Genomic DNA, 17387 nt, shown 5'->3' on the forward strand with positions numbered 1-17387 from the left:
ATGACAATTTTTAGAAAAACGTTTCTGCTTACATATTGCTTTTGCTTGTTTAACGTAATGTATCTGACAGCGGCTGTCGCCCAAAAGGTAGATGAGACTTCGATCAGCCCCAATAGATACAAAAGTGGTTCCCAGTCAGAACGTATACAAAAAGCCATAAATGAAGCAAAAAAGTCGACTAGGAAAGTAGTGATCCCTAAATACGATGCGGTAACGAAAAAAAGTGTCTGGCTCATCGATCAGGCCATTTTGCTTCCGGGCGATTTTGAACTTGAATTGAATAACTGTACCATTAAGCTATCGGATAAATGCCGGGATAATTTTATTCGTTCGGCAAATGCAGGGTTGGCAATTAAAGATATAGCACCCACAAAGAATATCAAGATTATCGGAAAAGGAAATGTTCTTTTAGAAGGAGCTGATCATCCCAGAGCTACCGGTGACCATAATAAAATCTTGTCCTTAAATCCCAGCGGATTTGGACAATCTTATGGTACAGATGCAGGTAAGCCCGGAGAGAACCAAAAAGGTGGATGGCGGAACCACGCCATTATATTGGCTCACACTGATGTATTTGAGGTTAGCGGCATTACATTAAAGGATTATCATGGGCATGGACTGGTATTGGAACGCTGTACAAACGGTAAGGTAAGCGATATTACTTTTAACGTAAGGCAGGCCGTCACTGTTGATGGAGTAGACAAACAGATTTTGAATCAAGACGGCATGGGCGTACGTTTTGGCTGTAAAAATATTCTTATTGCAAATTGCAAAGGTAAAAGTGGTGACGACTTTATTAATATAGGATTAACAGACACCGGAGTGGGAGCAGGCGAAGAAAATGTCAATGTGGTCAGTGGTTCGATATATCGGGGCGAAATCGACAACATTTCAACTATTTATCTTCAGAACTGGCAGGACTTCTATTCAATTTCACACCGATCCATACGGATTATGCCTGTGGGTAAACTTCGTATAAGTCATGTTTTTATCGAGAATATGGTCATCAGTCCGCTAGCAAAACAAGGTTTGGTGGTCGAGTATGGCGAGCATGTGCAGGGCTTATTTGTAAGAAATTTAATCAGTCATCAACCGATAAAAGCCAAAGGTATCTCGCAGGCCAGTTTCCGCGATATCATATATAAAGGTCAGGGTGAAGCTATCGATGTGCAACCAAGCGATACCGTTATCCTAGATCATCTAATGTGTATAAAAAACGAATAATAAAGCGCTTCTAACCTCCATTTTACAGCGAAAAACACATGTTTTTGCCTTTTGTACAAAATCAAACCATTTTCGTACAAAAACGAACCCTACGAATTGGTGATGATAATAGTTTTGTCTTAACCAATTTTAAAAAAGCAAAATATGTGTATGAAAATTCCTCCCGACCACGTGATTAGGCTCACGCAGGGTAATCCGAACTGACCTAGTTTAAACTCATATTCTTTACGAGAAAGGGAAAGTAAAGAACGCAAGTAAATTTTAAACTAACCATTATAAATCAATGATACAAAAGATACATATCTGGCTCAGGAGCTGGATAATGAGTGCTACCCTATCGGTGGTGGCGACTAATTATGCTTATTCACAAGCAACAGATCAAATAAATGTCAAAGGTCAGGTCACCAATGATGCAGGAGAAGGCCTTAAAGGTGTTTCGGTCATGATTAAAGGGGCGAAAACCGGTGTTCAGACAGATGCAAATGGCCGTTATACCATTCTGGCGCCACGCACGGCTACGCTACTTTTTACCTACATCGGTTTCAATAGCCAGGAATTAGAGGTCAATCCATCAGGAATCATCAATGTGAAGATGTCAGGAAATAATGTCCTGGATCAGGTTGTGGTCGTAGGGTACGGTACAGCCAAGAAGAAAGATTTGACGGGAGGTTTGGCCGTGGTAGGAAAAGAGCAGTTAAGCATGGTATCTACCTCAAATCTGATGGATCGCTTGGTGGGGCAGGTGGCCGGTTTCTCCATTACGACTGGAGAAGCTGCACCGGGAGCGTCACAGACCCTGTTGATACGGGGTGAAAATTCGATATCGGCCAACAATAGTCCATTGATTATTTTAGATGGTATTCCCTACAGCGGATCCCTGGCAGATATCGATCCTAACAACGTCGAAAACCTTTCGATCTTAAAAGATGCCTCCGCTTCGGCTATCTACGGTTCGCGTGCGGCCAATGGGGTTATTCTGATACAAACAAAACGGGGGGCGTTGGGTAGAGCTCAGGTAAACTATAAAGGTTTGATCGGCATGGCCGAGCCTATGCAACGCATCAATGTCATGGGGCCAAATGAATATATCCGCTTTCAACAAGATATTGCCCGAATTAGGCAAGGCTATACTGGGGCGCTATTGGATCCTATCGCCGGGGATATTATTAGCGTAACAGAGCGCGGTAATTATGCGAAAGGCATTACGAACAATTGGCAGGATTACGTCTTTCGAAAAGCCATGACCATGGATCATCAGCTGAGCATTTCAGGTGGTACAGAGAATACAAAATATATGGCTGCCCTTGCAGCTTTGGATCAAGAGGGTGTGGTATACAATTCTAAGTTGTCCCGTTTAAATATAACCACCAATGTGGACCAGACTTTTAATAAATGGTTAACCACTGGTGTTGGCCTGCAATATACCCGAAAAAGCGACGGTGGTATTACGCCAAATTTGGAACATGCCATAAAACAAAGTCCTTATGGAAGCTATAAAGACGAATCGGGGAAGTATGTGCCCGAGCCCATGGAGTATTCATTGATCGTCAATCCGATGCGCAACGTTAATGCGATTCAGGATAGGTATAATAACAACTTCTTTCTTTCGGGCTATGCCAATATTTTGCTGCCGGTGGAGGGCCTTTCCTTACGATCAAATTTTGGTTATAATTATCGGAACGGATTTACAGGAACCTATTACGGGCGCAACACCTTTGAGGGCCGGGATCAAGGTACGCAAGCCGGAGGTAGTGCTTCCATTAACAATTCCAACTATAACGATTATACCTGGGAAAATCTGCTCAAATACGAGCGGCAGATTGGCGATCATCGTTTTGATGTGACGGGTTTATTCAGTATGCAAAAAACGAAAAGCTGGTCAACAGCCCAGAGCGGAGCTGGTTTTGTAACCGATGACACCGAATACTTTATGATCGGTTCGGCCAGCCGTCTAGTTTCCAATAGTGCTTCGTTGTCAGAATCAGCTATGCTGTCGTATATGGGCAGGATAAATTATGCCTACAAAGGTAAATATCTATTAACCTTGACAGGACGTACAGACGGAGCCTCGGTATTTGGTATCAACAATAAATACGCATTCTTCCCTGTGGCGGCGGCAGCATGGCAAATTGGAGAAGAGCGTTTTCTGAAAGATAATGTCAAATGGCTGGACATGCTGAAAATCCGTATTTCTTACGGTGCCAACGGTAACCAGGCGATTACACCCTACCGCACCTTAGACCGCCTATATTCCAATGTAAAATATATCTGGGGCGATGATGGTACTGCCGTTACGACAGCCTATTTGGCCGGTGATGGTGTGGGGAACCCTAATCTGAAATGGGAAACCACCTATTCGACCAACCTGGGGCTTGACTTTCAGTTGTTTAATAATAGATTGGGCGGTACTATTGATGCTTATATCTCTAAAACGAAAGATTTACTGATGACCCGTACTGTACCTATCATGAATGGGTATAACCGAATTTGGGACAATATCGGCGCTACCCAAAATAAAGGTATTGAGGTCACCTTAAACTCGACGAACGTTAAAGGAGAAAATTTTCAATGGAATACGACCGCAGTGTTTTCCTTAAACCGCGATAAAATTGTCGAGTTGAGAGGGGATGGTATCGATGATATTGCCAATAACTGGTTTATTGGTCAGCCATTGAGAGTATTCTACGATTATAAAATGATCGGTGTATGGCAGAATGGTGAAGCCATTACTGTTGATGGGGCAGCTCCCGGAGCCGCTAAATTGTACGATCGCGATGGCAATGGAAAAATAGAAGCCAGTGATCGGGTAGTTATCGGGTCTAAAAACCCACGCTACACTGCTTCTTTAGCCAACCGGTTTGCTTACAAAAATTTTTATGCATCAGCTTTAGTGACCGGTGTTTTTGATGTATGGCGCGATGATCACATGGCCAATCTAGGTGCTTGGACTTTTGGAATTACCAACTATGTACACGATGCCAATTATTGGACGCCCGAGAATCCTAATGCGACGATCGTTTCGCCGGGCTATCTCAATCCATTGGGACACGGCTATTATAAAAAGGTGAGCTACGTACAGGTGAAGAACATCACCTTTGGCTATAAGTTGCCACACAAAATTGCTAAAAAGGTAGGTGTAAATGGTATTGATGTAAATGTCAGCGTCAACAATCTCAATACGATTTCTAATATCAGGGAGGTACTCAATTACGACAACAGCTGGATGGCCTCTTATCCAACAGCACGATCGTACATGTTTGGCTTAAATGTAAACTTCTAATCGAATAGGACATGAAAATGAAAAATATTATCACAACAAGTTTGGGACTTATCTTATTGTTCACCTTAGGAGGCTGTAAGAAGTTTCTGGAGGAAGAACTGAAAACTGAACTGGCGCCATCCAATACCTATACCAGCACCTACGGTTTCGAAGTGGGGAGTGCTGGTTTGTATACACTCACACGTTCAGAATACAATACCTATGGCGAAGGTGGCGCCTTCATCCATAATGGTGCCTGCCCATATGAAGCTTTACAGGTATCTACAGATATCGCCGATGCCATTAATAGCGATGGCTCTTTGACGGCTTTTGCAAACCTTACACTTACTGCCTCAGAACGGTTTGTGGGTACTTACTGGAATTGGGCTTACAACCTCATTTCATCGGCAAACCTGATGATGGTTTATTCCGAAAAAAATACCAATTGGGATACGCCCGCGGATAAGGCACGTTTTCAGGCTGAAGCCCGCTTCTTTCGGGCTTATGCTTACCGCACCTTGGTTTATCTCTATGGCGATGTACCCTATGTGGAAACTATCCTGTATGATTTTCAGCTTAATTTTACTCGTACACCAAAAGCCGAAGTCATCGGCCACATGGTAGACGACCTGAAGTTTGCCGTGGATAACCTGCCTACCAATCCGGACGACGTAAAAGAAGGAAAGCTGACTAAATGGGCCGCAAGTCATTTGCTGAGCGAAATCTACCTATTGCAGGGCAATCATGCCGAAGCAGAGAAGGCCGCATTGGCGGTCATCAATAGTGGGTATTATAACCTGATGAAAAACAGATACGGCGTGAATAGCAGCAAACCAGGCGATGTATTCAGCGATTTATTTCTGGAAAATAATCAAAATAGGAAAAGCGGCAATAAAGAAAGTATCTGGGTATTGCAGTTTCAGTTTAACACGATCGGCGGTGGTACCAATTCAGATGACTGGACCCGCCGGGCTTGGATACCCAATTACTCGACCATTACGGGATTTGTTTTGGCTGACACCTTGGGCGGTCGTGGTATCGCACAATTAGTGCCTATGAAGTGGTGGGTAGGTACTACAGGTACCAATGCTACAGGCAATGTCGCTGGTATTTTCGAAGCAAATGATATCCGTAATTCAGGTTATAACATTAAACGCAACTGGTACTACAACAACGCGAATGAGGCCTCGCTATACGGTAAAAAAGCCAATATTACCGAGCAGACCTGGTTTACGACAAAAAGCTTATTTCCAGCGATTACAAAATTCTTTTACGGACGTACTGAAAATTTAAGTTTGACCGGTAGTTATAAAGATCGTATGAAATTCCGTTTGGCTGAAACCTATCTGTTGCTTGCTGAAGCCTATTTGGGACAAAATATGCCAGATAAAGCCGCGCAAGCCGTCAATGAGGTGCGGAAAAGAGCCGGAGCATCCGAAATCACGGGCGCGCAGATGAATATGGATTTCCTGCTCGATGAGCGTATCCGCGAATTAGTTGGCGAAGAAAGCAGAAGGTTTACCTTGGTGCGCACCAATACCTTGGTAGAGCGTGTCAAAAAGTATAATAATGCGATAAAGGATAAAATTACGGACAACAATATCTTATGGCCTATTCCACAGGTGATCAGGGATGCCAATACAGGGGCGCCGTTCCCGCAGAACCCAGGTTATAATTAATGGTAGCGGGAAGCTGTACGAATAGCATTTGAATTTTCGGCAGCTTCCCAACCCGATAACAAACAGCAGCGACGCCAGTTAGGCGCATGATTCTATCCAAACGTTAGCAAAAATATAAATCAATGAAAATCATCAATTATTTATACAAAACCTTATTTTTCTTAAGCATGGTACTTTGCCAGTTATCCTGCAAACAGGAAATTCAGGATATACCCAAAGTCAATGAAACGATGGCCCTTCAGCCTTCGTCGGAAAACATTACGTTGGACGAGGTCAATTTGACCAAAGATATCGTCACATTTAACTGGAAGCCCGCCAGGGCGCAGTCAGATGATCATTTGGTCAGCTACAGTACCATGTTGGATGTTGTGGGAAATAATTTTGGGACTGGTACAGCCATATTCAATTATGAAGACGATAATGTATTCAGCAGAAGCTTTACTTCCGAGCAATTGCAAAATTGGGCAAACGAAAAGTGGGGCATACCCGCAAATAAGAGCTTTACGCTGGAGTTTAGAGTGGTCGCCCAATGGGAGGGCGGTGCTACTTTTGAGGCACCCGAAGTACGTACCGTAAGAATTACAGTAAATCCGATCAAGGCGGTTGTTTTTGATGCCGATAAAGTGTTCTTGAGCGGAAGTGCCGTTGGCGGAAACAAGGTGGAGATGCCAAAAACACTGGAAAATTTGGATCAGTATGCCTATGTCTTGAATTTGCAGCCGGGCGAACTCGAAATTCCGGTAGAATTTAACGGTGAGACCAATTACGTCGTTACTTCCGATGGAAGCACCTCATTAAGCGATGGGAATGCTGTTGGTATTAAGATGAGGGAACGTGTGTTCTCCTGGAAAATAGAAACTGCTGGAGAATACCGTGTCGTGGTCAACATGCAAAAGGCCACAGCAACAATCTATTCACCGACAAAAATGCTTGCAGCAAAGACCGTGACCTGGACAGGTGATCAACCTTATACGACAACGGTGACAGATTTATGGATGCACGGAAGTGTCAATGGCTGGGGAACTCCGGTTAAAATGGATTGCCAAGTAAGTTTGGCCGATCCGCAAGTTTTGGTTTATACCGGTGGTAAAGTAGGGACTACGAAGTTTATCGTGACTGGAGATAACAGTAATAACAAAAACCTGGCTTACGCATTTAGTGCTCCGCTCACGTCTGCGGGGGTGGCCCAGACCTTGACGCTCACTCTGGGAAAAGTAACTGAACTGGGCGGGGGCAATTCGAGTGCAAATCGCAATTCTTATTTCACTATCCCGGCGACGACCAATGTGCTGATTTTTGATTTAAGAAACATGACAATTCTGGCGTTAAAACGGTAAGCAACCGTATCCAACCGCATAAATTAACTTTAACATTTTTGAAAGTGAAAAATATAAATTATAAAAAAGCCTGTTTCAAAGCATTTACTGTTATGCTTTGCTTTCTAGCAGTGTCATGTAAGAAAGAAGGCGCCGATACTGAAAGAGCACTGTCGGGCACCTTGGTGAAGCCCAGTTACAACAGGAGTGCCATGTTTCGTAACCCTTTAAATGGTTGGGTCATGTATGCCTCAGCTTCGGGCAATCCCTCTTATTGGGACACCCAATTCTATGTACCTGACTTAGGTAAAACGGTCAAAGCAATTGACTATGCATCTGCCTGTTATATCCGTACCAGCTGGCGAACTTTTAATCCTGTAGATGGCGTATATGCCTGGAGGGATCCCAGCACCGCAATCTATAAAATGATCAAAGGGGCACAAGATAAAGGATTGCCAATCGCCTTTCGTATCGTGGTCGACGGTCGCGATCAAGGAGCAAATACGCCGCAGTTTGTTTTTGATGCAGGCGCCAAGTATTATGTGGCCAATGCATCTTTTCCGGACAGAAAAACGCCGGTGCTGCAAGACCCTGTTTTTCGGAAATATTATAGCAAGCTGATCGAAGAATTAGCTAAGGATTTTAATGATTTAAATAAAACATCCTTTGTAGATGCCTATGGACTCGGATTGTGGGGCGAGGGGCACAGTGTAATATATGAAGATCCCAATAACCCCTCTGGTCAAAATATTGAGGCCATCAAAGAAGAAGTCGTCGATTGGATTTCGGATGTTTATTCAAAGAATTTTACAAAGGTCCCCTTGCTAATCAATTATCATCGCGTAGTTGGCGACCCAGCGGGCAATGGAGCTCCAAATCCGAATTCGGAGAAGTTGTTGAATAAGATGATCAGCAAAGGATACAGCCTGCGTCAGGATGCCTTTGGAATGACCGATTATTATCAAAGCTGGGAGAAAAATTTTGCTAAGGTTTGGAATTTTAAACGTCCGATTATTATGGAAGGTGGTTGGATTACGACTGGTACACATCGTTACTGGACTGATCCAAGCGGTAAATATAGGCAAGACCATCCCGAAGATGTTCGGCAGGGCGAATTTGACAGCTCCTTGGAAGCCGCTGTAAACATGATGGATTTCCGTATCGGTGAAATTGAAAGCTGGTTTACCAAGTCCTTTACATTATGTCAGCGTTTTATTTCTGAAGGTGGTTATCGTTTATATCCCGATCGGGTCTATTTACCGGAAAAAGTGAATGCAGGTACAGAAGCGACGATTAACCACCGCTGGCGGAATATGGGCTGGGGCTATTTTCCGAACAATATTCCTCAGTGGAACTATAAATATAAGGTAGCCTTTGCACTGCTGGATGAAGAAAATAAGGTTAAAAAAGTTTTTGTTGACGACAAAGGAGAGCCTTCTACCTGGCTTAAGAATAACCCAATAACGTATGAATTTAAAGCCAACGTCGATGTGGCTGCAGGAAACTATACGTGGGCCGTCGCCATCGTAGATACGACAAATGAAAATAAGCCGGGAATAAAACTTGCCGTCAATGGTGATATGACCAATACCGGATGGTTAAAACTATTGGAGGTACAGGTCCAATAGAATTAACCAGAGATTGTCAGAAACAGCTATCAAACGACTAATTGGTAGCTGTTCTTCCATTGAAGATTTTTGAGGGAAAGCGGCCGATAAATCCTATTTTTTAAGGTCGGATCGGGAGAAGTTGCTTTTTTTTTGAGGATACCTTATTCACCTAATGCCTTGACGATAGCCATGCCTACAGCCTTGGCTGATTGTGGATTTTGGCCAGTGATTAATCTGCCGTCAACGGTAACATGGGACTGCCAAGGATCGGATTTTTCATAGATCCCACCTATTGCCTTTAGCCTATCCTCTAGTAAAAAGGGGACGACATTGCTAAGCTTGACAAGCTCTTCTTCTTCGTTGCTAAAGCCATTAACTTTTTTCCCTTTTATCAAATATTCGCCGGTGCTCAGTTTGATGTTGGTTAAGCCTGCAGGTCCATGACACACGGCTGCAATGACCCCATTTGCCTCGTATATCTTGCTGGCAATCTTTGCGATTGATGAATCGAAAGGAAGATCCCACATCGCACCATGTCCTCCGGCATAAAAGATAGCTTTATATTCTTCAGGTTTTACCTGGGTAGGTTTGAGTGAATGGGTGATTTTACTGTAGTAGTATTTATCCTCCCAGAATTTTTTGTTAACGGGATCATTTAGGTCAAATCCATCCACAGGTGGATTTCCGCCCTGTGGGCTAACAAAATCAATCTCATATCCGGCAGCTGTTAAAACCTCCCATGGATGCGAGACTTCCCCGAGATAATAACCTGTTTTTTCGCCTGTATTGCCTTTTGTATCGTGGCTAGTCACTACAAATAGAATTTTTGGTTTTCGGTTTGTTGCATAGCAATGCGTTACTATTAGGATTAATAAAGCCGAAAATATTCCTATTTGTCTAAAAAGTTGTTTTGCTTTCATATTGCTTTGATTTTCTTCTTTTTGGAACAAATTTCTTGATTTTGTATGGTAATTTACCGTGACCTACATCACAAAATTAAAATTCACCTCCCCATTTCCGCTATTTACCGAGTTTTCCGGTCTGTTAGTCTAAAGGCCATAGGCTAGGGGCCTATTGTGTTGTAGTTTTGAGTCAACAAATAAGAACAGATAAACTAACAATATAAAATAAAGACATTATGAACTCATTAGTAAAAACATTCGCAGCGGCAGCCTTAATCACAGTATCCACTTTCGCTATGGCAGCTGAAGGACCGGGAACAAAATCGGCAAAAGCAAACGTTAACCTTTCCACAGCGGACTTGACTTTAGATCACTATGTTGCGGTAACGACCGAGGGAGAATCAGCAGGAGTAGAGCAGTTGTTTGCAGCTGATTTCAATCAAAAGATCCAAGCTACCAATGCGCAGTCTAACAGCCGTAGCGAAGTGGTTAAATCCTTGAAAAAGCAAAAAGGAGAGAAGCTGAACTGTACAGTAAGCACAGACATCTTAGAAGAATCCGCAGACTATATGGTGGCTAAAGTGACGTTGAAATTTGAGAATTTCACTAAAACAGATCTAGTTACCTTGGAGCGTGTAGGCAATGACTGGAAAGTTTCCAAATCAATCAATTCGTATAAATAGAATTTTACAACTGGTGGTTTGCCGCAAATAAATGACAAACCACTAGTGAATCATATGTTTAAATTTAGTTTAGAAGCCACGTCGAGAGATGTGGCTTTTTAAGTATATTATTTCTACAGACGTTTAATAGAATTGCTGTTCTTTTTTTTATTTTTGATATATTATTAATTTTTAATTTATGTACAAAGTCTTTTTATTCATAGCTTGTTTTTCCATTTTAAATATTTGCCATGCTCAAAATAGAGAGGTAATCAAATTAGCGAATCAATTTATCGATACGTTGGAAGTCCATTCTTTTATGCGAAGCAAAATCGACTTTGATCGATTACGTATGGAGACCACTGCAAAGGTTAAGAATGTGAATAAGACAGACTCATTGTTGTCGACGTTTAAAGAAATAGTTTCCGGATTAAAGGATCATCATTCCAGTGTTAGTCGCGTTAAAGATACAACTGATAATCTGGCATTCATTAAAATGATCGCAAGTACGACCTATGAGAAAGAAGGAATGCCTCCGCTCAATTTTCAACATCGTTTAATTGAAGATAAATATGCATATATCAATGTTCCTGGTGTACTTTTAGAGCATAGACGCTACATTGATACTTTACAAAAACAGTTGCGTGAACTGGATGGAAAGCATCCGAAAGCCTGGATTATTGATTTAACAGAAAATGATGGTGGCGCTTCTGTACCAATGATTACCCCATTTCATAGCTTGATTGATACAAGTCAAACTTTTTCTTATTTTGATGGAACCTTAGATAAAGATGGCAAGGAGGTTTTAATAGATAAATTTCAGATTCCCCAAAATGGATTATATATTGACGATAGTATCGAAGCTAAATATTGTAAATTCGATACCGTACAAGCTCAACCCCTTAAAAATAATCATATACCCATTATTGTCTTGGTCTCAAATATCACTGCAAGTTCTGGCGAAATTACAGCGAGTCACTTCTTAGGACAAAAGAATGTCACTTTAATCGGAGCAATGACAAATGGGTTAACTTCGAGTAATGAACTCTATTATGTGGATAAGGGTTATTCCGTTAATTTGATGACAGCGTTGTTGCATGACCGGAAAGGAAAATCTTATCATGTTGGTGAAGGTATAAGTCCTGATATCACCGTTGATTTTGAATATCCTGAGAACATCCGAAATTTTAAAGAACGCTATCGATTTACATTAGAGAACAAATCAGTATTTATCAATAAAGCGATTGAATTTTTGAAAGCAAAGGGGATTTAACTTTGAATAATAAAATTCAAGTTTATAAAGTAAAATACATATAGACGAACTAGTGGTCTGTCAGCTCGGGCAGCCGACAAACCACTAGTGAATCATATATTCATTAAAGCTACACGGGAGATGTGGCTATTACGTCAAAAGGGCCTGATTCTCATCAGACCCTTTCACTTAATATTTTCTTGTTTAGCAATTATTAAACAGACCCATGGTTTTCAAAAAACCAATGTTGTTATGCTGGGGGATACCTTATTCACCTAATGCCTTGACTATAGCCATGCCTACAGCTTTAGCTGATTGTGGATTTTGTCCAGTGATTAATCTGCCGTCAATAGTGACATGGGACTGCCAAGGATCGGATTTTTCATAAATCCCACCTATTGCCTTTAGCCTATCCTCTAGTAAAAAGGGGACGACATTGCTGAGCTTTACAAGCTCTTCTTCTTCGTTGCTAAAGCCATTAACTTTTTTCCCCTTTATCAAATATTCGCCGGTGCTCAGTTTGATGTTGGTTAAGCCTGCAGGTCCATGACATACAGCTGCAATGACCCCATTTGCCTCGTATATTTTGCTGGCAATCTTTGCGATTGATGAGTCGAAAGGAAGATCCCACATCGCACCATGTCCTCCGGCATAAAAGATAGCTTTATATTCTTCAGGTTTGACCTGAGAAGGTTTGAGTGAATGGGTAATTTTACTGTGGTAGTATTTGTCCTCCCAGAATTTTTTGTTAACGGGATCATTTAGGTCAAATCCATCCACAGGTGGATTTCCGCCCTGTGGGCTAACAAAATCAATCTCATATCCGGCAGCTGTTAAAACCTCCCATGGATGCGAGACTTCACCGAGATAATAACCTGTTTTTTCGCCTGTATTGCCTTTTGTATCGTGACTAGTCACTACAAATAGAATTTTTGGTTTTCGGTTTGTTGCATAGCAATGCGTTGCTATTAGGATTAATAAAGCCGAAAATATTCCTATTTGCCTAAAGAGTTGTTTTGCTTTCATATTGCTTTGATTTTCTTCTTGTTGGAACAAATTTCTTGATTTTGTATGGTAATTTACCGTGACCTACATCACAAAATTAAAATTCACCTCCCCATTCCCGCCATTCACCGAGTTTTCCTGAGCGTTAGTCTAAAGATCATAGGCTAGGGGCCTATTGTGTTGTAGTTTTGAGTCAACAAATAAGAACAGATAAACTAACAATATAAAATAAAGACATTATGAAAACGCTAGTAAAAACATTCGCAGCAGCAGCCCTAATCGCCGTATCAACTTTCGCTATGGCAGCTGAAGGACCTGGAGCAAAAACAACAAAATCAAACGTTAACCTTTCCACAGCAGACTTGGCTTTGGATCATTATGTGGCGGTCACGACAGAGGGAGAATCAGCAGGAGTAGAGCAGTTATTCGCAGCTGATTTTAATCAAAAGATCCAAGCTACCAATGCACAGTCTAACAGCCGTAGTGCCGTAGTTAAACTATTGAAAAAGCAAAAAGGCGAAAAGCTGAACTGTACAGTAAGCACTGATATCATTGAGGAATCGGCAGACTATATGGTTGCTAAAGTAACCTTGAAATTTGAAAACTTCAGCAAAACAGATTTAGTTACCTTGGAGCGTGTGGGCAATGACTGGAAAGTTTCCAAATCGATCAATTCGTATAAGTAGAAGCCATCTCAAATAAATATATATGTTGTAGAGCCATATCGGAAGATGTGGCTTTTTATTGTTTTGTCGTATAGACACCATGCATGGTAAAGAGATATGTCTTCTTTTTTGCCTTTTATCAAATTTTTGATCTTAAAAGAAGGGTAGCTTTGGGATATTAAATAATCAATTATGAAAAAGCATAATTTCTTAATGGAAAGACTAGTAAAATATAAAGCGTTTATTAATATCATTACAATATTGCTTTTGTTGCTTTTACCTCTGCCTGGTGAAAAGTTTACGCTCCTTTTTTTTATGGTGTTATTTCTTGCTCTATTTCAATTTTTTACTTGCCTGAATTATGTTGATTTCATCAACATGTGGGACTTAGTTGTTCAAGCTCTACTGGCGGCTATTTATATTCTAATCTGTACAACAGTTTTACTGCATTCGTTATATATAGTAAAAAGAAGACTGGGAACTACATTAGATAGGATATTTTCGATAGTTATAGGGATAGCAGGTCTTTATAGCCTACATGCTGTCCTACAATACCCGGATATGTTTTCTTTTGCTTGGCTTGCATTATTTTTCATTTTCAATATAATGAGATGGATGCTTATAACAAAGGCTGATTATTAGCGGATGATATGTTTATTGGAGCAAATAAAGGATCCCGAAAACTAGGGGCAGTACTTTTTCAGTTTAGTTTAGAAGCCAGATCCTGAAATCTGGCTTCTTTACGTCAAAAGGGCCTGATTCTCATCAGACCCTTTCTCTTAGCGTTTATTTGTACAGTAATTTTTATGTTTCTGATCGTTTCCTCTTTTTTGTTTCGTCATCCAATGTTTTTAAAGACTATTGGATTTTCACTGTACGACGCCAATTTTTATGTTGAACCTTTCCTTCGAAAGATAGCTTGGAGCCGCTTTGTATTATAAGAACAATTGCCATTTCCAAATAGTTTTATCGAAGTGATTTTTTTTATAAATTGGATCGACTTATTTAAACTGTATGAACATCTTGTTTATTGTAGTGTCATTCTTGTTCGCCCATATTCCGCAACTAATTTATTGTTTTAAATAGACCGCTTTATAGTTCAAGTGATGGAGGTGGAGCTATTTATTTTATATACAGTAACTAGCGGATTCCTATCGCTGACAGATTGTCGATCGTACTTTGAATAAAAGCATCAGACGCCAAATTTTTAACCGTATTCTTATTGAGTATACCATTCTGTTTTTTTAAGACATACTCACTAGCTTTAAACCACTGCGGAGGTATTCCATCTATTTCTTTCTCTGGTAAATAAAAATAAGTGAAATTCAGTTTTTCGATGTCGGAGACCAATTTCTTTACTTCATCGGCGTAATTTTTGAGTTGTGACACGCTGAGGCTATCTTCAATCCTTTTTGTCAATAATCGGTCCTCATACAATCTCGATTCGGTGAGTTTGATGACTTCAATAAAAGAAGCGATCGATGAATCATCAAAACCATCCCACCAATAATCACGTAATTGTTCATTTTCAGTATTAAAATAAACCCTCCGTTCTTCTGTTGACATTAAGGAGCCTGGTCTTACATAACTTTCTGTTGGAATATCACCCCAAACAGAAGCCCATCGGGCTGTTTTGGAGTAATAAAAAGATCCGGTAAATTCGCTTTCCATATACCTGCTAATTGTTAGCCCTAATGACAAGTAAAAACCGTTTTCTAACTTTTTTGAAAAAAATCCTTGTGCGCTGGGTATGGAGTTTTTAAAATAGAGGTATCCTGATGTTGCTAAAGGAGCTTTGACTTTAGCGACTAATTTTGCCTTTGTTAACTTCATTTGTTAAAGATTATCTCATGTCTCAAAAACTTCTTCAATCAGTTTGTATTGTCTGAGATTATCGGCAGACTCAAGTGTATATTGCTGATCGGTATAGATGAATACTTTATAGTGTTGATGGGAAATTTCAATCATTTGGGCTTGTAGCTTTTGCTATTAAAGATAGCAGTTAGAGTCTGATTATCGAAAATTCAGTGCATTATTCTAAGCCTTTTCACCTCCCCATTCCCGCCATTCACCGAGTTTTCCAGAGCGTTGGTCTAAAGATCATAGGCTAGGGGCCTACTGTGTTGTAGTTTTGAGTCAACAAATAAGAACAGATAAACTAACAATATAAAATAAAGACATTATGAACTCATTAGTAAAAACATTCGCAGCAGCAGCCCTAATCGCAGTATCAACTTTCGCAATGGCAGCTGAAGGACCGGGAACAAAATCGGCAAAAGCAAACGTTAACCTTTCCACAGCAGACTTGGCACTCGATCACTACGTTGCGGTAACTACAGAGGGAGAATCAGCAGGGGTAGAGCAGTTATTCGCCGACGATTTCAGCCAAAAGATCCAAGCTACCAATGCACAGTCTAACAGCCGTAGTGCCGTAGTTAAACTATTGAAAAAGCAAAAAGGCGAAAAGCTGAACTGTACAGTAAGCACTGATATCATCGAGGAATCGGCAGACTATATGATTGCTAAAGTAACCTTGAAATTTGAAAACTTCAGCAAAACAGATTTAGTTACCTTGGAGCGTATTGGCAATGACTGGAAAGTATCCAAATCGATCAATTCGTATAAATAAAATTTTACAACTGGTGGTTTGCCGCAAATAAATGACAAACCACTAGTGAATCATATGTTTATGAAGGCCACGTCTAGAGATGTGGCTTTTTTATGATTTATCTATTTTTATATAGTTCGGTTTATTAGCCTAAATAATCTCGTCAGGGATTTGACTCAACTGTGAAACTAAATAATTAATGGGGGCGGTCAATTCAGATTGGTTACAATCGTATTGATCAATAACGCCGTAGATTTCAAACGATGATATATTAAAGCCTTCTTCGATGTCATTATAGTAAATTATTTGATTTCCAAATAAAGCAACCACCCAAAAGCCCCCACTGTCATCCACAAATGATTTTTCTTGCCACTTATGAGGAGTTACTTTGATGAGATTCCAAAGGTTTAAAGCTTTATAATCCATTGTCAGTTCTGCTTGCAAAATAAGAAGTTCTATTTTGTCAATTGATATCGGTGGCCACATGCGCTAATATAACGAAATTTTAGAATAAATTATCTATCCCGGAGTCTATAGCTTCATTGAATCGTTAATTCGAATGATAACTTTCACCTCCCTATTCCCACCATTTACCGAGTTTTCCTGATCGTTGGTCTAAAGGCCATAGGCTAGGGGCCTATTGTGTCGTAGTTTTGAGCCAATAAATAAGAACTAAAAACTAACACTATAAAAAAGACATTATGAAAACCTTAGTAAAAACATTCGCAGCAGCAGCTTTAATCGCATTATCAACTTTCGCTATGGCAGCTGATGGACCTGGAGCAAATGCAACAAAAGCAAACGTTAACCTTTCCACAGCAGATTTCGCTTTAGAGCACTATGTTGCGGTCACTACGGAGGGAGAATCAGCAGGGGTAGACCAGTTATTCGCAACTGATTTCAATCAAAAGATCCAATCTTCCAATGCACAATCTAACAGCCGTAGTGCGGTAGTTAAATTATTGAAAAAGCAAAAAGGAGAAAAACTGAACTGTACAGTAAGCACTGATATCATCGAGGAATCAGCAGACTATATGTTGGCTAAAGTCACTTTGAAATTTGAAAACTTTACCAAAACAGATCTAGTTACTTTGGAGCGCGAAGGCAATGATTGGAAAGTATCTAAATCAATTAATTCGTATAAGTAGTATCCAATAACTGGTGGTTTGCCAGAAATAAAAGACAAACCACTAGTGAATCATATG

Annotated in this window: 15 protein-coding genes; 11 read left to right on the top strand and 4 right to left on the bottom strand. The window is 40.5% G+C overall.

The window, feature by feature from the left end; genetic code table 11:
* Positions 1-57 precede the first annotated feature (57 nt).
* The 5 genes from AAH582_RS06210 to AAH582_RS06230 all read left to right on the top strand — a co-directional run bounded on the left by AAH582_RS06210 (position 58) and on the right by AAH582_RS06230 (position 9106).
* Positions 58-1224: a glycosyl hydrolase family 28 protein gene (locus tag AAH582_RS06210; RefSeq protein WP_343321533.1), complete on the top strand. Its 1167-nt coding sequence runs from the start codon at positions 58-60 to the stop codon at positions 1222-1224.
* 283 nt (positions 1225-1507) lie between these two features.
* Positions 1508-4504: a SusC/RagA family TonB-linked outer membrane protein gene (locus AAH582_RS06215; RefSeq protein WP_343321534.1), complete on the top strand. Its 2997-nt coding sequence runs from the start codon at positions 1508-1510 to the stop codon at positions 4502-4504.
* 17 nt (positions 4505-4521) lie between these two features.
* Entirely contained in the window at positions 4522-6162 is a 1641-nt protein-coding gene (locus AAH582_RS06220) for a RagB/SusD family nutrient uptake outer membrane protein (protein WP_343321535.1), read from the top strand.
* A 122-nt stretch (positions 6163-6284) separates the two neighbouring features.
* Entirely contained in the window at positions 6285-7499 is a 1215-nt protein-coding gene (locus AAH582_RS06225) for a SusE domain-containing protein (protein ID WP_343321536.1), read from the top strand.
* Positions 7500-7543: 44 nt separating this feature from the next.
* A complete protein-coding gene (locus AAH582_RS06230) occupies positions 7544-9106 on the top strand; it encodes a DUF4832 domain-containing protein (RefSeq protein WP_343321537.1) in 1563 nt (520 codons plus the stop codon).
* A 143-nt stretch (positions 9107-9249) separates the two neighbouring features.
* Here AAH582_RS06230 and AAH582_RS06235 read toward each other — a convergent pair whose 3' ends face one another.
* Complete coding sequence (locus AAH582_RS06235) at positions 9250-10008, bottom strand: type 1 glutamine amidotransferase domain-containing protein (RefSeq protein WP_343321538.1); 759 nt, start codon at positions 10006-10008, stop codon at positions 9250-9252.
* Positions 10009-10226: 218 nt separating this feature from the next.
* On the opposite strand from AAH582_RS06235, the gene AAH582_RS06240 reads away from it, so the two are divergent.
* Positions 10227-10673 (top strand): nuclear transport factor 2 family protein, encoded by a 447-nt coding sequence (locus AAH582_RS06240; RefSeq protein WP_343321539.1) that lies wholly within the window; start codon positions 10227-10229, stop codon positions 10671-10673.
* A 178-nt stretch (positions 10674-10851) separates the two neighbouring features.
* Positions 10852-11925 carry a S41 family peptidase gene (locus tag AAH582_RS06245; RefSeq protein WP_343321540.1) on the top strand — a complete coding sequence of 358 codons (1074 nt, stop codon included), beginning with the start codon at positions 10852-10854 and terminating at the stop codon, positions 11923-11925.
* Positions 11926-12171: 246 nt separating this feature from the next.
* Here AAH582_RS06245 and AAH582_RS06250 read toward each other — a convergent pair whose 3' ends face one another.
* Positions 12172-12930, bottom strand: coding sequence for a type 1 glutamine amidotransferase domain-containing protein (locus AAH582_RS06250; protein WP_343321541.1), 759 nt, complete (start codon positions 12928-12930; stop codon positions 12172-12174).
* A 218-nt stretch (positions 12931-13148) separates the two neighbouring features.
* On the opposite strand from AAH582_RS06250, the gene AAH582_RS06255 reads away from it, so the two are divergent.
* Complete coding sequence (locus tag AAH582_RS06255; protein ID WP_343321542.1) at positions 13149-13595, top strand: nuclear transport factor 2 family protein; 447 nt, start codon at positions 13149-13151, stop codon at positions 13593-13595.
* Positions 13596-13766: 171 nt separating this feature from the next.
* The gene (locus AAH582_RS06260) at positions 13767-14216 is read left to right on the top strand and encodes a hypothetical protein (protein ID WP_343321543.1); all 450 of its coding nucleotides are present in this window, start codon (positions 13767-13769) and stop codon (positions 14214-14216) included.
* A gap of 498 nt (positions 14217-14714) precedes the next feature.
* Here AAH582_RS06260 and AAH582_RS06265 read toward each other — a convergent pair whose 3' ends face one another.
* On the bottom strand, positions 14715-15407 hold the full coding sequence (locus AAH582_RS06265) for a hypothetical protein (RefSeq protein WP_343321544.1): 693 nt from the start codon (positions 15405-15407) through the stop codon (positions 14715-14717).
* Positions 15408-15756: 349 nt separating this feature from the next.
* Here AAH582_RS06265 and AAH582_RS06270 point away from each other — a divergent pair, with 349 nt between their 5' ends.
* Positions 15757-16203, top strand: coding sequence for a nuclear transport factor 2 family protein (locus AAH582_RS06270; protein ID WP_343321545.1), 447 nt, complete (start codon positions 15757-15759; stop codon positions 16201-16203).
* A gap of 129 nt (positions 16204-16332) precedes the next feature.
* Here the strand turns inward: AAH582_RS06270 and AAH582_RS06275 are convergent, their stop codons facing one another.
* A complete protein-coding gene (locus AAH582_RS06275) occupies positions 16333-16668 on the bottom strand; it encodes a hypothetical protein (protein WP_343321546.1) in 336 nt (111 codons plus the stop codon).
* A 215-nt stretch (positions 16669-16883) separates the two neighbouring features.
* On the opposite strand from AAH582_RS06275, the gene AAH582_RS06280 reads away from it, so the two are divergent.
* The gene (locus AAH582_RS06280) at positions 16884-17330 is read left to right on the top strand and encodes a nuclear transport factor 2 family protein (protein ID WP_343321547.1); all 447 of its coding nucleotides are present in this window, start codon (positions 16884-16886) and stop codon (positions 17328-17330) included.
* Positions 17331-17387: the final 57 nt, after the last annotated feature.

The organism is Sphingobacterium multivorum, assembly GCF_039511225.1.
In the GTDB taxonomy this organism is placed as follows: Bacteria; Bacteroidota; Bacteroidia; order Sphingobacteriales; family Sphingobacteriaceae; genus Sphingobacterium.

Coding starts and splice junctions, on each gene's coding strand:
- AAH582_RS06210 (WP_343321533.1), top strand. CDS start 58: ATGTATCTGACAGCGGCTGTCGCCCAAAAGGTAGATGAGACTTCGATC.
- AAH582_RS06215 (WP_343321534.1), top strand. CDS start 1,508: ATGATACAAAAGATACATATCTGGCTCAGGAGCTGGATAATGAGTGCT.
- AAH582_RS06220 (WP_343321535.1), top strand. CDS start 4,522: ATGAAAAATATTATCACAACAAGTTTGGGACTTATCTTATTGTTCACC.
- AAH582_RS06225 (WP_343321536.1), top strand. CDS start 6,285: ATGAAAATCATCAATTATTTATACAAAACCTTATTTTTCTTAAGCATG.
- AAH582_RS06235 (WP_343321538.1), bottom strand. CDS start 10,008: ATGAAAGCAAAACAACTTTTTAGACAAATAGGAATATTTTCGGCTTTA.
- AAH582_RS06240 (WP_343321539.1), top strand. CDS start 10,227: ATGAACTCATTAGTAAAAACATTCGCAGCGGCAGCCTTAATCACAGTA.
- AAH582_RS06245 (WP_343321540.1), top strand. CDS start 10,852: ATGTACAAAGTCTTTTTATTCATAGCTTGTTTTTCCATTTTAAATATT.
- AAH582_RS06250 (WP_343321541.1), bottom strand. CDS start 12,930: ATGAAAGCAAAACAACTCTTTAGGCAAATAGGAATATTTTCGGCTTTA.
- AAH582_RS06255 (WP_343321542.1), top strand. CDS start 13,149: ATGAAAACGCTAGTAAAAACATTCGCAGCAGCAGCCCTAATCGCCGTA.
- AAH582_RS06260 (WP_343321543.1), top strand. CDS start 13,767: ATGAAAAAGCATAATTTCTTAATGGAAAGACTAGTAAAATATAAAGCG.
- AAH582_RS06265 (WP_343321544.1), bottom strand. CDS start 15,407: ATGAAGTTAACAAAGGCAAAATTAGTCGCTAAAGTCAAAGCTCCTTTA.
- AAH582_RS06270 (WP_343321545.1), top strand. CDS start 15,757: ATGAACTCATTAGTAAAAACATTCGCAGCAGCAGCCCTAATCGCAGTA.
- AAH582_RS06275 (WP_343321546.1), bottom strand. CDS start 16,668: ATGTGGCCACCGATATCAATTGACAAAATAGAACTTCTTATTTTGCAA.
- AAH582_RS06280 (WP_343321547.1), top strand. CDS start 16,884: ATGAAAACCTTAGTAAAAACATTCGCAGCAGCAGCTTTAATCGCATTA.